Annotated in this window: 19 protein-coding genes; 9 read left to right on the top strand and 10 right to left on the bottom strand. The window is 30.0% G+C overall.

The genetic code is table 11. The features are described from left to right. The first annotated feature begins 70 nt into the window (after positions 1 to 70). Positions 71 to 637: an NUDIX hydrolase gene (locus JOC70_RS13510; protein ID WP_204599421.1), complete on the top strand. Its 567-nt coding sequence runs from the start codon at positions 71 to 73 to the stop codon at positions 635 to 637. Positions 638 to 742: 105 nt separating this feature from the next. Here JOC70_RS13510 and JOC70_RS13505 read toward each other — a convergent pair whose 3' ends face one another. The 3 genes from JOC70_RS13505 to JOC70_RS19200 all read right to left on the bottom strand — a co-directional run bounded on the left by JOC70_RS13505 (position 743) and on the right by JOC70_RS19200 (position 3440). After that, positions 743 to 1729, bottom strand: coding sequence for a GIY-YIG nuclease family protein (locus tag JOC70_RS13505; protein WP_279381262.1), 987 nt, complete (start codon positions 1727 to 1729; stop codon positions 743 to 745). A gap of 390 nt (positions 1730 to 2119) precedes the next feature. Next, on the bottom strand, positions 2120 to 2695 hold the full coding sequence (locus JOC70_RS19205; protein ID WP_243429136.1) for a hypothetical protein: 576 nt from the start codon (positions 2693 to 2695) through the stop codon (positions 2120 to 2122). Between the two features lie 130 nt (positions 2696 to 2825). Further along, positions 2826 to 3440 carry a hypothetical protein gene (locus JOC70_RS19200; RefSeq protein WP_243429135.1) on the bottom strand — a complete coding sequence of 205 codons (615 nt, stop codon included), beginning with the start codon at positions 3438 to 3440 and terminating at the stop codon, positions 2826 to 2828. 175 nt (positions 3441 to 3615) lie between these two features. Between JOC70_RS19200 and JOC70_RS13490 the strand changes: the two genes are divergently transcribed. From JOC70_RS13490 to JOC70_RS13465, 6 genes are all read left to right on the top strand, one after another. Further along, on the top strand, positions 3616 to 3939 hold the full coding sequence (locus JOC70_RS13490; protein ID WP_204599419.1) for a hypothetical protein: 324 nt from the start codon (positions 3616 to 3618) through the stop codon (positions 3937 to 3939). Positions 3940 to 3962: 23 nt separating this feature from the next. Continuing rightward, positions 3963 to 4346 (top strand): 4-fold beta flower protein, encoded by a 384-nt coding sequence (locus tag JOC70_RS13485; RefSeq protein WP_204599418.1) that lies wholly within the window; start codon positions 3963 to 3965, stop codon positions 4344 to 4346. A 20-nt stretch (positions 4347 to 4366) separates the two neighbouring features. Next, on the top strand, positions 4367 to 4834 hold the full coding sequence (locus tag JOC70_RS13480) for a hypothetical protein (protein ID WP_204599417.1): 468 nt from the start codon (positions 4367 to 4369) through the stop codon (positions 4832 to 4834). 61 nt (positions 4835 to 4895) lie between these two features. Then, complete coding sequence (locus JOC70_RS13475) at positions 4896 to 5090, top strand: DUF4250 domain-containing protein (RefSeq protein ID WP_204599416.1); 195 nt, start codon at positions 4896 to 4898, stop codon at positions 5088 to 5090. 140 nt (positions 5091 to 5230) lie between these two features. Continuing rightward, positions 5231 to 5944 carry a superoxide dismutase gene (locus JOC70_RS13470; RefSeq protein ID WP_204599415.1) on the top strand — a complete coding sequence of 238 codons (714 nt, stop codon included), beginning with the start codon at positions 5231 to 5233 and terminating at the stop codon, positions 5942 to 5944. A gap of 238 nt (positions 5945 to 6182) precedes the next feature. Next, positions 6183 to 6722, top strand: coding sequence for a hypothetical protein (locus tag JOC70_RS13465; protein WP_204599414.1), 540 nt, complete (start codon positions 6183 to 6185; stop codon positions 6720 to 6722). Positions 6723 to 6837: 115 nt separating this feature from the next. Here JOC70_RS13465 and JOC70_RS13460 read toward each other — a convergent pair whose 3' ends face one another. From JOC70_RS13460 to JOC70_RS13435, 6 genes are all read right to left on the bottom strand, one after another. Then, positions 6838 to 7524: an ABC-2 transporter permease gene (locus JOC70_RS13460; protein WP_204599413.1), complete on the bottom strand. Its 687-nt coding sequence runs from the start codon at positions 7522 to 7524 to the stop codon at positions 6838 to 6840. Between the two features lie 13 nt (positions 7525 to 7537). Then, positions 7538 to 8188, bottom strand: a complete 651-nt coding sequence (locus JOC70_RS13455) for an ABC-2 transporter permease (RefSeq protein WP_204599412.1) — start codon at positions 8186 to 8188, stop codon at positions 7538 to 7540. Positions 8189 to 8199: 11 nt separating this feature from the next. Beyond that, complete coding sequence (locus JOC70_RS13450) at positions 8200 to 9060, bottom strand: ABC transporter ATP-binding protein (RefSeq protein ID WP_204599411.1); 861 nt, start codon at positions 9058 to 9060, stop codon at positions 8200 to 8202. Positions 9061 to 9081: 21 nt separating this feature from the next. Beyond that, the gene (locus tag JOC70_RS13445; RefSeq protein ID WP_204599410.1) at positions 9082 to 9468 is read right to left on the bottom strand and encodes a GntR family transcriptional regulator; all 387 of its coding nucleotides are present in this window, start codon (positions 9466 to 9468) and stop codon (positions 9082 to 9084) included. 165 nt (positions 9469 to 9633) lie between these two features. Beyond that, positions 9634 to 10842 (bottom strand): threonine ammonia-lyase, encoded by a 1209-nt coding sequence (gene ilvA, locus JOC70_RS13440; protein ID WP_204599409.1) that lies wholly within the window; start codon positions 10840 to 10842, stop codon positions 9634 to 9636. A 29-nt stretch (positions 10843 to 10871) separates the two neighbouring features. Further along, positions 10872 to 12077 carry a dicarboxylate/amino acid:cation symporter gene (locus tag JOC70_RS13435; RefSeq protein ID WP_204599408.1) on the bottom strand — a complete coding sequence of 402 codons (1206 nt, stop codon included), beginning with the start codon at positions 12075 to 12077 and terminating at the stop codon, positions 10872 to 10874. Between the two features lie 495 nt (positions 12078 to 12572). Between JOC70_RS13435 and ptsP the strand changes: the two genes are divergently transcribed. Both ptsP and JOC70_RS13425 read left to right on the top strand, forming a co-directional pair. Beyond that, positions 12573 to 14288, top strand: a complete 1716-nt coding sequence (gene ptsP, locus JOC70_RS13430; RefSeq protein WP_207755313.1) for a phosphoenolpyruvate--protein phosphotransferase — start codon at positions 12573 to 12575, stop codon at positions 14286 to 14288. Between the two features lie 42 nt (positions 14289 to 14330). After that, positions 14331 to 15236, top strand: coding sequence for a tetratricopeptide repeat protein (locus JOC70_RS13425; RefSeq protein ID WP_204599407.1), 906 nt, complete (start codon positions 14331 to 14333; stop codon positions 15234 to 15236). A 372-nt stretch (positions 15237 to 15608) separates the two neighbouring features. On the opposite strand, the gene JOC70_RS13420 is transcribed toward JOC70_RS13425, so the two are convergent. After that, complete coding sequence (locus tag JOC70_RS13420) at positions 15609 to 15980, bottom strand: hypothetical protein (RefSeq protein ID WP_204599406.1); 372 nt, start codon at positions 15978 to 15980, stop codon at positions 15609 to 15611. Positions 15981 to 16386: the final 406 nt, after the last annotated feature.

Below are 16386 nucleotides of genomic sequence, written 5' to 3'. Positions count from 1 at the left end.
AAGCCTAATAAAAAGATTATAAAAAAATTGGGATTTGTCATATGTTTTAGAAAGTGAGGTATGGCTTAAATTGAATTGGATTGAATCAATAAAAAAATATACTGCGTGCAATGATCAAGAAAAAAAGGACAAAGAAATAACTATAAAAGGTATAGAGATGTTTGATGATATCTTAACAAGGGATAATGAGTTAGTACATATGACAAGCTCTGCATTTGTAGTAAATAAAAATAGAGATAAAACTTTAATGGTACATCATAATATATTTAATTCTTGGTCTTGGACAGGAGGACATGCAGATGGAGAGGAGGATTTATTGTTTGTTGCAATTAAAGAGCTTAAGGAAGAGGCAGGAGTAAAAAATATTTGTCCCGTTAGCGAGGATATTGTATCATTGGATATTATACATGTACCAGGACATATAAAAAAGGGGAAGTATGTATCACCACATTTACATATATCAATTGCTTATTTAGTTGAGGCTGATGAGAACGAACCTCTTGTTATTAAACCTGATGAAAATAGCGGCGTTCAATGGATACCTATAGAAGAAATAGATACATACTCAAATGAACCGCATATGAAGAAAATATATAATAAAATAATATCTAAAATTCAAGCATTATATAAGCCGTGAGGTTAAAAAATAGGGAAAAAAATGACTAAGATTAAAGAGGTAATAGTATGTAAAAGAGTATGCTAAAATTACTAAATTAGCATACTTCTTAAATTATCATTAAAACTAAAATACAGACTTATCTTCTCTATTTAAGTAACATTGAACTATTTCTGCTTCATCTAATTCTTCCTTAAGAATATAGTCTTTAATATCCAAGTCATCACAAGATAGAGTTTTCCATTTTTCTTCTATATAGTATTTAATTATATCAAATTCTAAACTTACAATTTCTTTATGTATCACCTTATAACCTATTATAAAGAATAGCTTGTATCCATTTTCAAGCTTTTCAACAAGTACCTTTTTTTGGAGCTTTAAAGTGTTTATAATAAAGGAAGTTTCTCTTAAAATAACATTTAAGGCTTTTAAGTCATCTCTAAATTTTATAGCCTTATCAAAATCTAAATCTAAGGATGCCTCTTCCATGGTTTTTTTTATGCTTTTTAAGATAGATTCGTCTTTACTATATAAAAAGTTTATAGCCTTAAATAGTTCTTTTTCATATGTATCTTTGGAGATATTTTTTCTACAAGGAGCCAAGCATTTGCCTAAATGGTAATTCAAACACCCTTCAAAAGATTTAGTAAATGTTTTATCTTTGCAAGAACGTATTAGAATATTATCATTTATAGCATTAACTGCATCTAAAGCAGTATAATAATTTGCATATGGACCAAAGTAAAGAGAATCATCTTCTATGTTAAGACATACATCTAATTTAGGGAAATTTTCTTTAGTAATTTTTATATAGCCATATTTTTCATAATTTTTAAGCAGTCGATTATAATGAGGCTTGTACTTTTTTATTAATTTATTTTCTAAAAGCAGTGCTTCAAATTCAGTATCGCATAATATGAACTCAAAATTTTTTATGTTCTTAACTAATTTTTCAACTTTATTGGAAGGTTTCTTTCCATTATAGAAATATTGTTTTACCCTATTTTTTAGGTTTTTAGATTTTCCTACATATATTATTATATTCGAGGAATCTTTCATAATATACACTCCAGGATGATGGGGGAGTGCATTCGCCTTTTCTATTAAATTCATATAATCACCGAAAATATTATACCATATAAAAAGGATATTGCGACGTTTTTAATGCTCTGTGTCGTATAGAATTTTCATCTAGGAAGGCGTTCATTTCGCCAAAGCAAAATTTCTTCCTATAGTCAGGTAAGCCTAAATGATATTTTTAATGTTGAAAATAGAGTATGGGTTCTGTATTGTAGAAAGCACTGAGCAAGCATTGGAAGCTCTTTGTTTCAGAATTCAAATCACCGTTAAGAACTTTTTACTGTCTGAGCGACAGCGAGTTTAAAAAGTTTAGGTGATTTAAATTCTGAAATATTAGAGCTTCTTTGCACGGCGAATCGCTTTCTTAAATGCAGAACCCATACGACCCGTTCAACATTAAAACCGTGTCGTCTTATTTCTATATTAGCATCTAAAGCTTCTTATGTCTCTTAAATCCATTCCAAAACGGAACCATCTTCTGCCGTCCCATCTCCAGCCAGCTATGGATCTGCGGCCTACATAAGTTATCCACATCCAGAAGCTGCTTCCTCGTCTAGGCCAAATATATGCAAATTTAAATCTGCACATTCTTATAGAACCAGAATCTACAAAGGTCTGAGGACCACCTGCTGCTGAAAATGGTTCTGCAGGTGTGCTAGATGGAGGTGGCCCACTTGGGGGTCTATCCATTTGTCTAGCTCCTCCATATCCAGGAGGTGGCATTTGCCTGTAAAACTGTCTATAAAACGGACACATTACTGGACACATGAATGAATTATCATTTAGATCATATGTTTCGTCAAATTCATTAATATCATCAGTATCATCAAACCCTCTAAAAGTATCATCATCTTTAAAATCATCTAAGTCTTCAAATGCAGTGAATTCTTCAAATACTTCAAAATCATCATCTTCATCAAATTCGTTTCGAGTATCAAAATCTTCTGGAAATTCACTTTCGTCTGCCCTATAGAAATTTTCAAAATCGTTAATATACATAATTTATTCTCCTTTTTAAGATTAACAATAATATAATATGAAGATTGGAGGAAAAGTGTTAACTGAAAACTTCATTATTTAAAATAAAACTAAAAAATATCAATAATTTAAAGCGAACATCAAAAAGTTATTAATAACATCTAAAACTTTCTATTCTTCTTAAGTCCATTCCAAAGTAATACCATGTAAATCCATTCCAGCGCCAGCCAGCTATAGATCTTCTTCCTACAAAGGTTAACCACATCCAAAAACCTCTGCCGCGTCTAGGCCAAATATACACAAATCTAAATCTGCATCCTCGTATGGAGCCTGGATCTACTGCATAAAGTTGAGGGCCGCCTGCAGATAGTTGCTGTTGTGGAGCTATAGATGGAGGAGGGCCGCTTGGAGGTCTATTGCCTTGCCCAGGACCATCAGGTCTACCTGGTCTACCCGGTCTACCTGGTCCGCCTGGTCCACTTGGCCCATCAGGTCCAGATGTTGGAGGGAAAAATGGAAATTGTCTATAAAAAGGACAAATCCCTTGACGTGTAAATTTGATATTATCAAGATCATTCATTTCGTCAAACTCATTAATTTCATCAGTATCATCAAAATCTCTAAGGATATTGGCATTTCTAAAATCATCTAACTCTTCAAATTCCTCGAAAGTATCGTCTTCCTCAAGATTATCTCTACTATCAAATTCTTCTGGAAATTCACTTTCATCTGCCCTATAGAAATCTTCAAAATCATCAATATACATGATTTACTCTCCTTATTTAAGATTACCAATAATATAGTATGAAGATTATAGAAAAAGTGTTAATTAAAACTGATATTTCTATAAAAGAATAATAAAAATATTATTAGTAAGATATGCACTAAAAATCTATTAAGAATATTATATTATAGTAAGTATTTTAAGAATTGGAGAGCATATGTTATTTCTAGCAGGAAGAAATTTATTAAGAAATAGTTTGCTTGTACAACTATACAAGGATTTCTTTACCTATGGATATGAATTTTGCATAAGTATAGATTATAATGTTCCAGAATGTAATAGGATAGAAATAATAGCAGCACTTTATTATCTGTTTGAGAGAAGGTGGATATTTTTTAATATTGAAAAGGATAAAACCGTATCAGCTTATATACGAGGGTCGGGCATAGATGTAGTAGAAGATTTACTTTCTGAAGGTGGAGAATTATTCTTATCTCAATTATATGGAAATCTTTTAGAACGAGTAAGTGAGCCAAATTGAGCTAAATGCAGGAGGAGTACTTAATGGAACCTTATGAACCTCTGTATGATAGATACAGAAACTTAGTTGCATGGGTAGTAAACAATCAATATATATTCGATGTAAACTTAAGATGGGTAGCTTACATAGCTAATGGATATGTATGGAATGTGAATGAACAGTGGATTGGAGCTATAAACAATTTAACACTTTTTGATAGACAAGGGAGAGTAGTGGCTTGGAATCCAAGATTTCCAATAAGTTCTTTAGGTGGAGGAAGCTTTTATAAGGAAGAGCCATTATTTCAACCAAGACCTCTCCGGCCAGAAAAGCCACTTATTGCAGATGAACCTTTAAGGCCTGGAAGACCACCTAGACCACCTTCAGGATGGTCTCCTCTAACATTTGACAAATGGCTTAGGGGTTAACAAATAGAAGGAGGATTCAAATGATTCCTGCTCAAAATGAACTTTTAAGGCTTAATATACTATTTCAGCTTTATAATGATTTGTTCAAAGTGGAAAATTACGCAGATATTCAAAAACAATTTTATAAAATTATAGGATGTAATAAATCACAAATACTTGCAGCTATTTATTATTTGGATTCGAGAGGATCTATAGAAGCAAGAAGTACTAGAGACAAAGATGTAATTCAAATGTATATAAGAGCAAGGGGAATTGATGACATTGAAGATAGGATAAGCAAAGGAATACTTTTGGTTTCATCTAATCAAATTATACCAATAATACTTATAAAATGGCCTGAAGAAGATAAGAATTATAATAATGACGATAATAAAAGTGGTAATAGTAGTAAGGATAGTAAAAAAGACAAAAGTGATAAAAACGATAAAAAAGGAAAGGATGACAAAAAAGACAACAAGGATAAAAAGGATAAAGATGATAAAAAATAAATAATAAATAAAAGTTTACTATTAGATATATGATACAAATGATGTAAGGAGAGATAGTATTATGGATTTAGATAAAGATAAGCTTTTAAACATGGACTCGTATATATTATATAGTGTTATAAATATGAAGCTTAGAGATGAATTTTTAAATTTAGATGATTTATGCAAGACTTATGATATTAAAGAGAGTGAAATAAAACACAAACTTGAAAGCATTGGATTCCATTATAATGAAACTACTAATCAATTCATATAATTCATAGTAAGAAATTTCAATATTAAAAAGTAAAATTAGAGTTAAAACTCTAGTTTTATTTTATTTGAAATCTTAATCATTCAACAAAAGAAGCTTACCTGCATATAATATATAGGTAGAAAAATTTTAAGGAGATTGCTATGGTAATAGCGGAAAAATTTGATTTTTCAACAGTAAAGGGAATAAGTCAAAAGCAGCTTGAAGAACACTATAAATTATATGAAGGATACGTAAATAAATTAAATGAAATATGGAATATAACAAAAGATGCGGATGAATTTGAAGATCCAAATACTACTTATAGTTCTATGAGAAGTTTAAAACTAGGGGAAACTTATGCACTAGATGGAGTAAAACTTCATGAGCTTTATTTTGAAAATATAACAGGTATAGATAAGGCAAGACCTTCATCAGAAATGCTACAACTTATAAAGAGAGATCTTATAAGTTATGATAACTTTTTAAGTTATTTAAAAAAAGTTGGGCAAAGCATGAGGGGATGGGCAATAGTTACCATAGATCACTTGGATGGGAAGCTTCACATCATAGGATCAGATGCTCATGATGTAGGTGCCGTATGGCAAAGCCACCCATTGCTTGTACTGGATGTATATGAACATGCATATTTTTATGATTTTACAACTGGAAGGGGCAAATATATAGACGTTTTTCTTCAAAACATAAATTGGAATGTAGTAAATAAAAGACTTGAGGAATATAAAATGCATTATGGAATTAAAGGCATTAAAAGTGGCAAAGGTGTGATGGGAACAGAGATTAAAAAGGACAAATCCTATGCTAGATATTGCCCTAATTGGATTTTTGATGAGGAAACCATGCAAATAATAGAATAGAAAATTTAGAATTAGGGTTAATGTGCTAAGAGTTAATAAATGTAACTTTTATTTTCAATGTTACATCTTTCTCTAGCACTTTCCTATTTTTTATCGTAAAACATAGCTAAGTTGTTTTTATTCTAATATAAGTTTATATATAGAAGTATTCAGCTTGTGTAAAATATTGACATAAAAACCCTAATAAAATATACTTAAAATGATATCAGCGGAGTTATGAAAGGAAGCTATCATTTTTATGAAAAAATCAAGTACATGTGTAATTATTATTTTAATTTTAATATTGGGAATTTCCAGTTTTATTTTAATTCGAGAGCAAAGTAGTATAAACCAATATGCTCAATGTATATTAAATGGAACTCAGACGCAGGGGACTATTGGATTTTTAGATTTAGGCACTAGTGATAAGGTGTTAATGAAAAACATAGGACAACCCGAACTAAAATCTGAAGAAGTTATATGGGTATCAGACGGACTAGAACACCAAACATGGAAATATGAGAATAAGGGTATTGAAGTGGGTATGATAAGAAATAAAGAGGAGCAACAAGTATGGAGTATAAAAATAACAAGTCCATGTAATTATAAAACAAGAGAAGATATTGGGATAGGTAGTACTAGAAGAGAAGTACTTAATAAATATAAAGATAGAATAAATGAAGAACATAGCTTTGGAAATCAAGATATAGTGGTTTTAGGATCAATTTATAATGGAACAATATTTCACTTTGAAAGAGATAAAGTTGATTCAATATTCATAGGTGCTGCTGCAGAGTAATGAATATCATAATTTAAAATATGAAATGATATATTTTAAATAAAAATTATAAAAAACCTTGGAATTCCAAAGTTTTTTATAATACAAATCATAATTTTAAGATTTATATTAGCTATTAATCTAAATCCCTAGCAGTATATAATTTTATTGACAACATACAAGATAATGTAACAAGGCAAATGGTAATTATAGATAATGAAGTAAGATAAAGTTTATAATTAACTTCTATATTATTTAATATATTTTGTACCGCTGATAGAGGTACTTTTTTTATTGTTTTACTAAGTATAGTAGGAAATATTACTATTGAGCACCATATGAGGACTCTATATACTCCAAACATTTTTTGCCCTATTTTAAAGTATAAAGGATAGTACATTGAGAAGTTTAATCCAATAAATATGAAGGATAATAATATTCCTACAATGTTTAAGGAATTTAAAGCAGGAGATACAAATTTTAAGACATTTGAAAATATCAATATTGAAATAAGGTAAATCATCAGATAAATAAATAAAGATATATATTTTGATATAACTATTGTTCCTCTATTTATAGGCAAACTATTCAATATAATGTGAGACTTATTCTTTTCATCATAGGCATCTGAATATAGTACTGAAAGACATACCATGTAAACTGCCATGAGTGCATAACAACCGTTGAATACCAATGTGCTAAATTCCGAAGGCATGTCTTTACTAGTAGAACCAATGGAAAATATCATGAATATATAAAAAGTTATACCAATAATACAAATTTTCTTTTGAAGCTTTAAATCTTTGATAATTAAATTAATCATAAATACACCCACTTTAAAAATCCTTATTAGCATATATTTTAAAAGAAAAATACATGGATAAAATATAAATACAAGTTAAAATTATAATACTTATAATAGTAAGATTTACACCATTATTATTTATAATAAAATTTAATATGTCTTTAATAAGTGTTTCATCTTTATTTTGCATAATAAAATTACTAATGCTAAAAAACATAAAGAAAATTATAAAATTAAAAAGTTTACCTAGTTTAGTTCCAAATTTCAAAAATAAAGGAATCATTATACTGCTTAATATAATTACAGTTGCTGTTATTGTCTTTATATCTGCAAAAGATATATACTTAATTGAAAGTCCTGAAATACCTATAAAATTAAATATTAATGCTATAAAAGTTAAAAAAATAAGAGAGAATGCAGTGAAGAAAAATATTGACAGGTATTTAGAAATCACTACATTTTTACGGGTTAAGGGCAAACTGTTTATTAATATGTGTCCTTTATAAGTTTCATCATATGCTAAAGCTCCAATGGTTAATATATATCCTATTGTGACTCCAAGGATATATATAGATCCTCGAGAATTAACTTGACTATTTAGTGCAAATATAATTACAAATATACATACAAGTGGAAGCATTTTTTTTTGAATTAATATATCTTTTTTTATAAGATTAATCATAATATTTCACCTCATATTACTTTTTTTACTGTATGAACCATAATGTCTTCTAAAGAAGGTCTTTCTATAATAACATTGTCTTTAAATAAACTTCGTATTTTTGTAGTATTATCTGTGAGGGCTTCAAAACCAAAAGAATTTTCGCTAATATTTAAAAATTCTTTTTTTGTATCTAAATCTAAAAGCTTTTTACTGCCTTTAACAATGGCATACTTATCAAGGATATTATCTTTTGGCATAGAAAACACTATTTCTCCTTTGTTTATAAAAGTTATATAATCTGCAACTTTTTCTAAATCTGTGGTTATATGAGTGGAAAAAAATATACTCTTATTTTCATCTTGAATTAAACTGTATAAAATATCTAGTATTTCTCTTCTAAAAACAGGATCAAGTCCAGAGGTCGGCTCGTCCATTATTATAAGTTCTGCACCATGAGATAGGGCAACGGCCAGTGAAAACTTCATCTTCGTTCCTTTAGAAAGTTCCTTGATTTTTTTCTTAGGGTTTAAATCAAACTGTTTAATATAACTTTGAAAGCTTTTTTCATCCCAATTTTTATAAAATGGAGAAATTATTTTTTTCATTTCATTTATGGTAAGCTCCTCATAATAATAATTTTCATCATATACAAAGCCTATCTTTTGCTTTATATCCTTTTCATGAGCTACATTATCTAATCCAAATATTTTAATTTCTCCATTGTTTTTTTTTATAAGATTCATAATTAGTTTTATAGTTGTACTTTTTCCAGCACCGTTAGGCCCTATAAAACCCATAATATAGCCCCTTTCTAAAGAAAAGTTTATATCTTTTAATGTAAAATCACTATAGTTTTTTCGTAAGCCTCTAACTTCTAAAATATTATTCATAAAATTATCCTCCTAAATTTGTTAATCTATTTGATATGTTTCATTGTATAAGATACTGAGCATGTCGATTAATTCTTCTAAAGATAGGTTTATAACCCTGCTTTCCTTAACTGCTTCACCTAGCTTTTCTTCAATTAATCTAAGCCTTTTTTCTTTTAAAAGTTCCTTGTTTTGACTAGCTACAAAGGAGCCTTTACCCTGCATGGTAACAATATAACCCTCATTTTCAAGTTCTTCATAAGCTCTTTTTGTAGTAATTACACTTATTCTAAGTTCTTGAGCCAAGTTTCTTATGGAGGGTAGTGCGTCACCTTCACTTAGTTCTCCTGAAAATATAAGTTTTTTTATTTGTTTTACTATTTGTTCATAAATTGGTTCTCCTGAAGTATTGGAAATTATTATATTCATTTAGTATACTCCTTTAAAGTGTATATGTAGTATATACTGTATATATACTACAATAACAGTATATGCATTATATACACTGTTGTCAACATTATTAAATGAAATTTTTCAGAAATTTAAATAAAAAAAATCCCCTTAATTAGAAAGGGGAGAAAAGATTAAGTTGGTTTATATTAATTTATAGCCATTTTTCTTAATACCCTCTAGAATGTTATCTGAGTGATCCTTTGATTCAGTTGCTATTACTAGTTTCACATTAGCATAGTCAAGACCAGCTTCATCCCAGTTTTCTTCCTGTCTTACTTTTATGATGTTTCCGCCAAGTTTGCCTATAAGTGTTATAAGTGAACCGAGCTGTCCAACTCTATCAATAAGTTGAACATCGAAGGAAATTCTTCTATTAAGTCTAGTAAGTTCTCTTTCAATTATCTTAGAAGCCATAGCTATATCAATATTCCCTCCACTTATTATTGAAACAACATTTTTTCCAGCATTCTTGATCTTTCCAGCAAGAAGTGCTGCAAGTGAGGTAGCACCTGCGCCTTCAGCAATAAGCTTTGATCTATCCATTAATGAAAACATAGCAAATGCTATTTCATCTTCTGTAACAGTTATAACTTCATCTACATATCTTTTCATGTATTCAAAAGTTTTGTCACCAGGAGTCATAACTGATATCCCATCAGCAAGTGACTTGGCTCCAGGAACTGTAGTAACCTTTCCAGCTTCAAGTGAAGCCTTTGTGGACGCTATTATTTCAGCTTGAACTCCAATTATTTTAATTGATGGTTTAAGGGCTTTTGCAGCAACCGCTATGCCAGATATAAGTCCGCCTCCTCCAATTGGAGCAATGATTGTATCAACCTCTGGAAGTTCTTCAAACACTTCAAGTGCTATAGTGCCTTGTCCGGCCATAACTTCATCATCATTAAATGGATGAAGAAATGTTGCACCAGTAGTTTTTTGCATTTCAATAGCTTTGTTGTAGCAGTCATCATAAACTTCTCCAAATTGAACAACTTCAGCTCCATATCCTCTAGTTGCATTAACTTTTGCCATTGGTGCAGTTATGGGCATAAATATAGTTGATTTTACTCCAAATGCAGTTGCAGCATATGCAACACCTTGTGCGTGATTTCCAGCAGATGATGCAATAACTCCACATTTTTTTTCCTCTTCTGTTAAGCAGCATACTTTGTTATATGCACCTCTTAACTTAAATGAACCAGTTTTTTGTTTATCTTCACATTTTAAGTAAATATTATATCCAGTGATATTTGAAAAGGTACTCGAGTAGAAAAGGGGTGTTTTTCTTGCAACTCCTTTAATATTTTCTTGTGCCTTTTTAATCATGTCAAAATTTAATCTAAGTTGCATTATCTGTTTCCTCCTTTGAGCAATTTATATTATTTTGAGTAATTTATATCAGTAGGTTGTTTTATATCTTTACTATAAATTTTATCAACTAAAATAGCTATGGCATTGTCTCCTGATACATTGCAAGCTGTTCCAAAGCTATCTTGTGTAATGTAAAGAGCAATCATAAGACCAAGTTGTGCTTCTGTGAATCCAAGCATTGATTGAAGTATTCCAAGTGCCGCCATAACAGCTCCTCCAGGAACTCCAGGCGCAGCAACCATTGTAACGCCAAGCATCATTATGAATCCAAGCATTTGTGCAAATGTGAAGGATACATTGTTAAGAAGCATAACTGCTATGGAGCAGCAGGTTAATGTTATTGTACTTCCTGAAAGATGAATAGTTGCGCATAGTGGTACAACAAATTCTCTAATGGCCTTTGAAACCCCATTATTTTCAGCGCATTTTAAATTAACAGGTATAGTAGCTGCGGATGATTGAGTTCCAATAGCTGTTAAATAACCAGGTATTTGATTTTTCAAGCAATCAAATATGTTTTTGTTTCCAAGGGTACATGAAATTGTAAATTGCAATGAAATTATTATTAAGTGTAATACAATAACTACTAAAAATACTTTCCAAAATACTGAAAGAACTCTTGAAACTTCTCCAGCATGTGTCATGTTAGCAAATATACCGCCAACGTGAATAGGAAGAAGTGGAATGACTATGCCTGAAATAACTTTTTCAATTATCTTTTGGAATTCAAATGCCATCTTATATAAAGTATCTCCAAGTTTTTCGTTTTTAATTGCAGCAATTCCAAGTCCTAAAATAAATGCTAGTATAAGTGCTGTCATAACATCCATTACTGGCGGCATAGCTATTTTAAAAAGTGGAGCAAGTAATTTTTCTTCTGGATTAACTGCATTTTCTAAAGTTTTAGATGAGTGAATAAAGCTTGGAAATAGTGAGGTTGCTGTAAGGTATGCGATAAATCCTGCTATTAAAGTTGAGCCATAAGCTAAAGCAGTTGTAATTCCAAGAAGCTTTCCAGCTCCATCACCAAGATCAGCAATACCGGCCACAACGAATCCAAGTATGATTAGAGGTATTACAAATCCAAGAAAGTTACCAAAGATGGAGTTGAAGGTTGCTAGTATGCTTACGATTATTGTTGGAGCATAAGCACCGATAAGTATGCCAAGTACAATGGCAATAATTAGTTTTGGAATAAGACCTACTTTTTTCATTGATTAATCTCCTTTTAATATAATTATATTTTGCTGGATTTATTAAATCCAAATAGCAAACAATATAATAAGTTGCAGAATTGTAAAAGGATTGAAAAATTGTAACATTAGTTGGAATTTTCAAATAATTATATATATTAGTTTTTCTTATCCTATACATATATAATATCATGGTTACAATTTATGGTAAAACTGCATGAATCACAAATTTCAAGTAAAATAAGAGTAAATAATGGGAAAATTTAATATTATCTCTCTATTACGTACAAATAGAGTTTGCGTACTTCATACAAAAACAAATGTCGTTAATAATGAATAATAAGATATCATAGTCTTCTTGATAAAAACCTTTTGTAACGATTATAGATGAACTAAATATTTGAAAGATTCACTGAAATATGTATATAATAAAATTATTAAAAACTTAATTTGGCAAATTTATATGAAGTAGAATTGATAAAAGATTAGTTGAAAACCTAATTTAGGGGGGATATCTTGTTTAGGGGAATAAGTGCATCACCAGGCATTGCAATTGGGAGAGCGTTGCTACTGAAGGAGAATAAATATGAAATACTTAAAAAAATAGTAAATGATAGTAAAAAAGAAAAGCAAAGGTTAGAGAATGCTGTAACAAAGGCAAAAGAAGAGCTCAAAATAACTATTGAAAATGCAGAAAAAAAGCTTGGGAAAGAAAAGGTGGAAATATTTGAAGCACATTTACTTATGCTTGACGATCCTGAATTTATAGGAGTTATAATATCTAAAATTTTATATGAAAATGTAAATGCTGAGTATGCAGTAAAGGTTACTTCAGAAGATATAGCAGCTATATTTGAAACTTTAGATGATAGGTATATGAAGGAAAGAGCTGCTGATGTAAGAGATGTAAGCATTAGACTTATAAATATACTAATGGAGATTAAAACGATTTCCATTAGTAATATACAGGATAAGTGTATTTTAATAGCTCATGACCTTACTCCATCAAATACGGCGCAAATAGATAAAGAAAAAGTGCTGGGATTTATCACGGAAATTGGAGGAGTTACATCCCATTCAGCAATCATTGCAAGAACTATAGGAGTGCCGGCAGTAGTTGGATTGGAGAAGGTTTTGCTTAATACAAAAGATAATGATTTGATAATTTTAGATGGAAATGAAGGATTGATAATAATAAATCCGGATGAAAGTATACTAAAAGATTATAAAGAAAAGATAAGGTATCAACAGATTTTGAAGGAAGAGCTTATTAAATATAAAAATATTGATACAAAAACAATGGATGGAATAAAAGTAGAGGTGTCTTGTAATATAGGTTCTATAGAAGACTTAAATGCAGCACTAGAGAATGGGGCTGAAGGCATAGGGCTTTTTAGAACAGAGTTTTTATATATGTCTAAAGATAAACTCCCAACTGAAGACGAGCAGTTTAATGTATATAAAGAAGTATTAGAAAATATGAATAAAAAATCTGTAATAATAAGAACTTTGGACATAGGGGGGGATAAAGAGCTTTCATATTTAAAGATTGACAATGAATTAAATCCTTTCCTTGGATATAGAGCTATAAGATTATGTTTAGGCGCAAAATATATATTTAAAGTTCAACTTAGAGCACTACTTAAAGCATCGAACTACGGGAATTTAAAAATAATGTTTCCTATGATATGTAACCTTGAGGAGATAAGAGAAGCAAAAAAGCTTTTAGAAGAATGCAAAGAAGAACTTAAAAGAGAAAATATAGAATATGACGATAAGGTACAAGTAGGAATAATGATAGAAGTGCCTTCGGCAGCAATAATTTCTGATATTTTAGCTGAAGAGGTAGATTTTTTAAGTATAGGAACTAATGACTTGATGCAGTATACATTAGCTGTAGATAGAATGAATGAAAAGGTATCATATTTATATGACTTTTATAATCCAGCAGTGCTGAGACTTATTAATATTATAGTAAGAAATGCAAGTCAAAAGGGAAAATATGTTGGGATGTGCGGTGAAATGGCCGGGAAAAAGGAACTTATTCCACTTCTTATAGGAATGGGACTAAGAGAGTTTAGCATGAATGCGTCTTCAATACTAGAAGTCAGAAAAGAAATAAATAATTTAAAGTTTGAAAAATGTAGGGAATTGGCTAACAAATTAGATGAATTAAGAACATCGAAAGAAGTAAGAGAACTTTTAAATGTTGTACCAGAACTTAAAGAATAGTAGTTAACAGGTGCCAGATAAAATGTACTAGGAGTTGAGAAAATGATTAATGATTATAAGTATAGGAGTTATAAAAACATAGCATCTATGTTTGAAGAAAAAGGGGAAACCCTAAAATCTATAAGTTTTTATGAAAAAGCTTATAATGAATCTTTTGGGAAAAAGGATATAGAACTTTTGATAAAGCTGGCACTTTTATATGATGAAGTAGATGAATTAGATAAATCAGAAAATATGTATAATCAAGCAATAATTTTAAATCCTAAAGAAGCAAGAGCATATTATGGTCTTGGAACGGTTAAGGATAACATGGGTGATTTAACAGAAGCTATAAATTTATATAAAAAGGCCATTGAAATAGATCATGATTATGAGAAAGCCTACTTTTTTATGGCAAATGCCTATGATGAGCTTGGAGAAAAGGAAGTAGCAATAGAAAATTATCTTAAAGCTATAGAAATACAACCAATGGATTTTTGGGCACATGTAAATTTAGCGTCCATATATGAAGAGCTTAATAATAATGAAGAAGCGCTAGAGGAAATAGAAACGGCCTTAATCATAAATAGTAATAATTATTTAGCATTATTTAATGCAGGAGTTATAAATAAAAAACTTGGAAATCTTTCAGAAGCTAAGGAGTATTACGAAAAATCTATAGAGTCAGAACCATTTTATGGATATAGTTATTTGAACTTAGCGCTTTTATATAAAATTGAAAAAGAATATGAAAAAGCTATAGAAATATTAAGTAATGGCATTAAACATAATCCAGAAGAGTGCTCATTATATTATAATAGAGCGTGTATTCTTTGTAATGTTGGAAGATTAGAAGAAGCAGAAGAAGACATGAGAAAGGGAATTAGGATTTATCCTAAATTTATAGAATATGTAAAAAGAGATAAGGAACTTAGACCAATTAAAGAGTTCTTTTTTGCCAATGATTAATACTAAATAGTTAACATTGTAGTGTTGAAATTCAGTTTGCTGAATTTCTTTCTATAGCAGGCTCTAATGATATTTTTAATGTTGTATATACAGTATAAGATTTGCATTGTAGAAAGCATTGAACAAGCATTAAAAGGTCTTTATTTCTAAATTTAAAACACCGTATAGAGACTTCTACTGTCTGAGCAAAGCGAGTTTAGAAGGCTTAGGTGTTTTAAATTCAGAAATATTAGAGCTTTTTTGCGTAGTGAACGCTTGCATGATTTATAGAAATCTGTGATTTCCTTATAAATCAGCACATCTCAAGCTACTGAGATGTATCATTAAATATGCAAATCTTATACTGTCAGTTCAACATTATCTTAAAGTGAATTACTTTTTAGGAAGTAATGCTGCAGCTAAACGAACTATATAGCGTATAGAATCCTCAGGCAGTGGGTTTGTTAAATTTAATGCAGCAAGTGATTCTTTTGAAAGTTCCATTGCTGTATCTTCTTTCATAGCATTATCTTCATCTTTATAATTAACCTCTACATATTCAACAGCTTTTCCTACAGCACGAATTATCTTTTTTACATTTTCAGGAGTAGCTTCATCTTGTGATAGGGTAGAGAGTATAAAGGATGCTATGCCAAAGTAGTCATCTTTGATACCTAATCCTTTGTCTTTTAATATATATACCAGGTAAGCTATTCCAACTACAAGAAATACTATAAGAACATATTGAAGAACGATACTTGACATAAATTTCGCCTCCTTTCCTTACTAGGAAATAATTAAGTTCCCTAGTATTTTTATATGCAAATTTTAAGTAATTGTGAAAATAGAAGGACGACCCTAAATAATAAATTTCATTTGATATGAAAAATAGTTATAAAGTTTATCAATTAGTATTTTACGCCGTCAGTTCTAGTTACTGTTTTTAAATAAAGTATAAAAACTCAAATAAAACTTAAAATATTAGTATAGTTTTAAATATTAATTATTAGATACTAACTACAAAGTTGGGGTGAGATTATGAAAATATCGGCATCAGAAGAAGTTTTAAATGCACTTAAACTAGACTTAGAAAAATCAAACAGTGAAGTGGTGAGAATTAAAATTTCAGGCTATGGCTGAGGAGGTCCAAGTCTTGGAGTTGCTCTGGATG

It is taken from the genome of Clostridium pascui (assembly GCF_016908015.1).
GTDB classification, from domain to species: Bacteria; Bacillota; Clostridia; order Clostridiales; family Clostridiaceae; genus Clostridium_AK; species Clostridium_AK pascui.
Note: the sequence above shows the minus strand (reverse complement) of the source record. Positions and strands in the feature narration are given on the sequence as shown.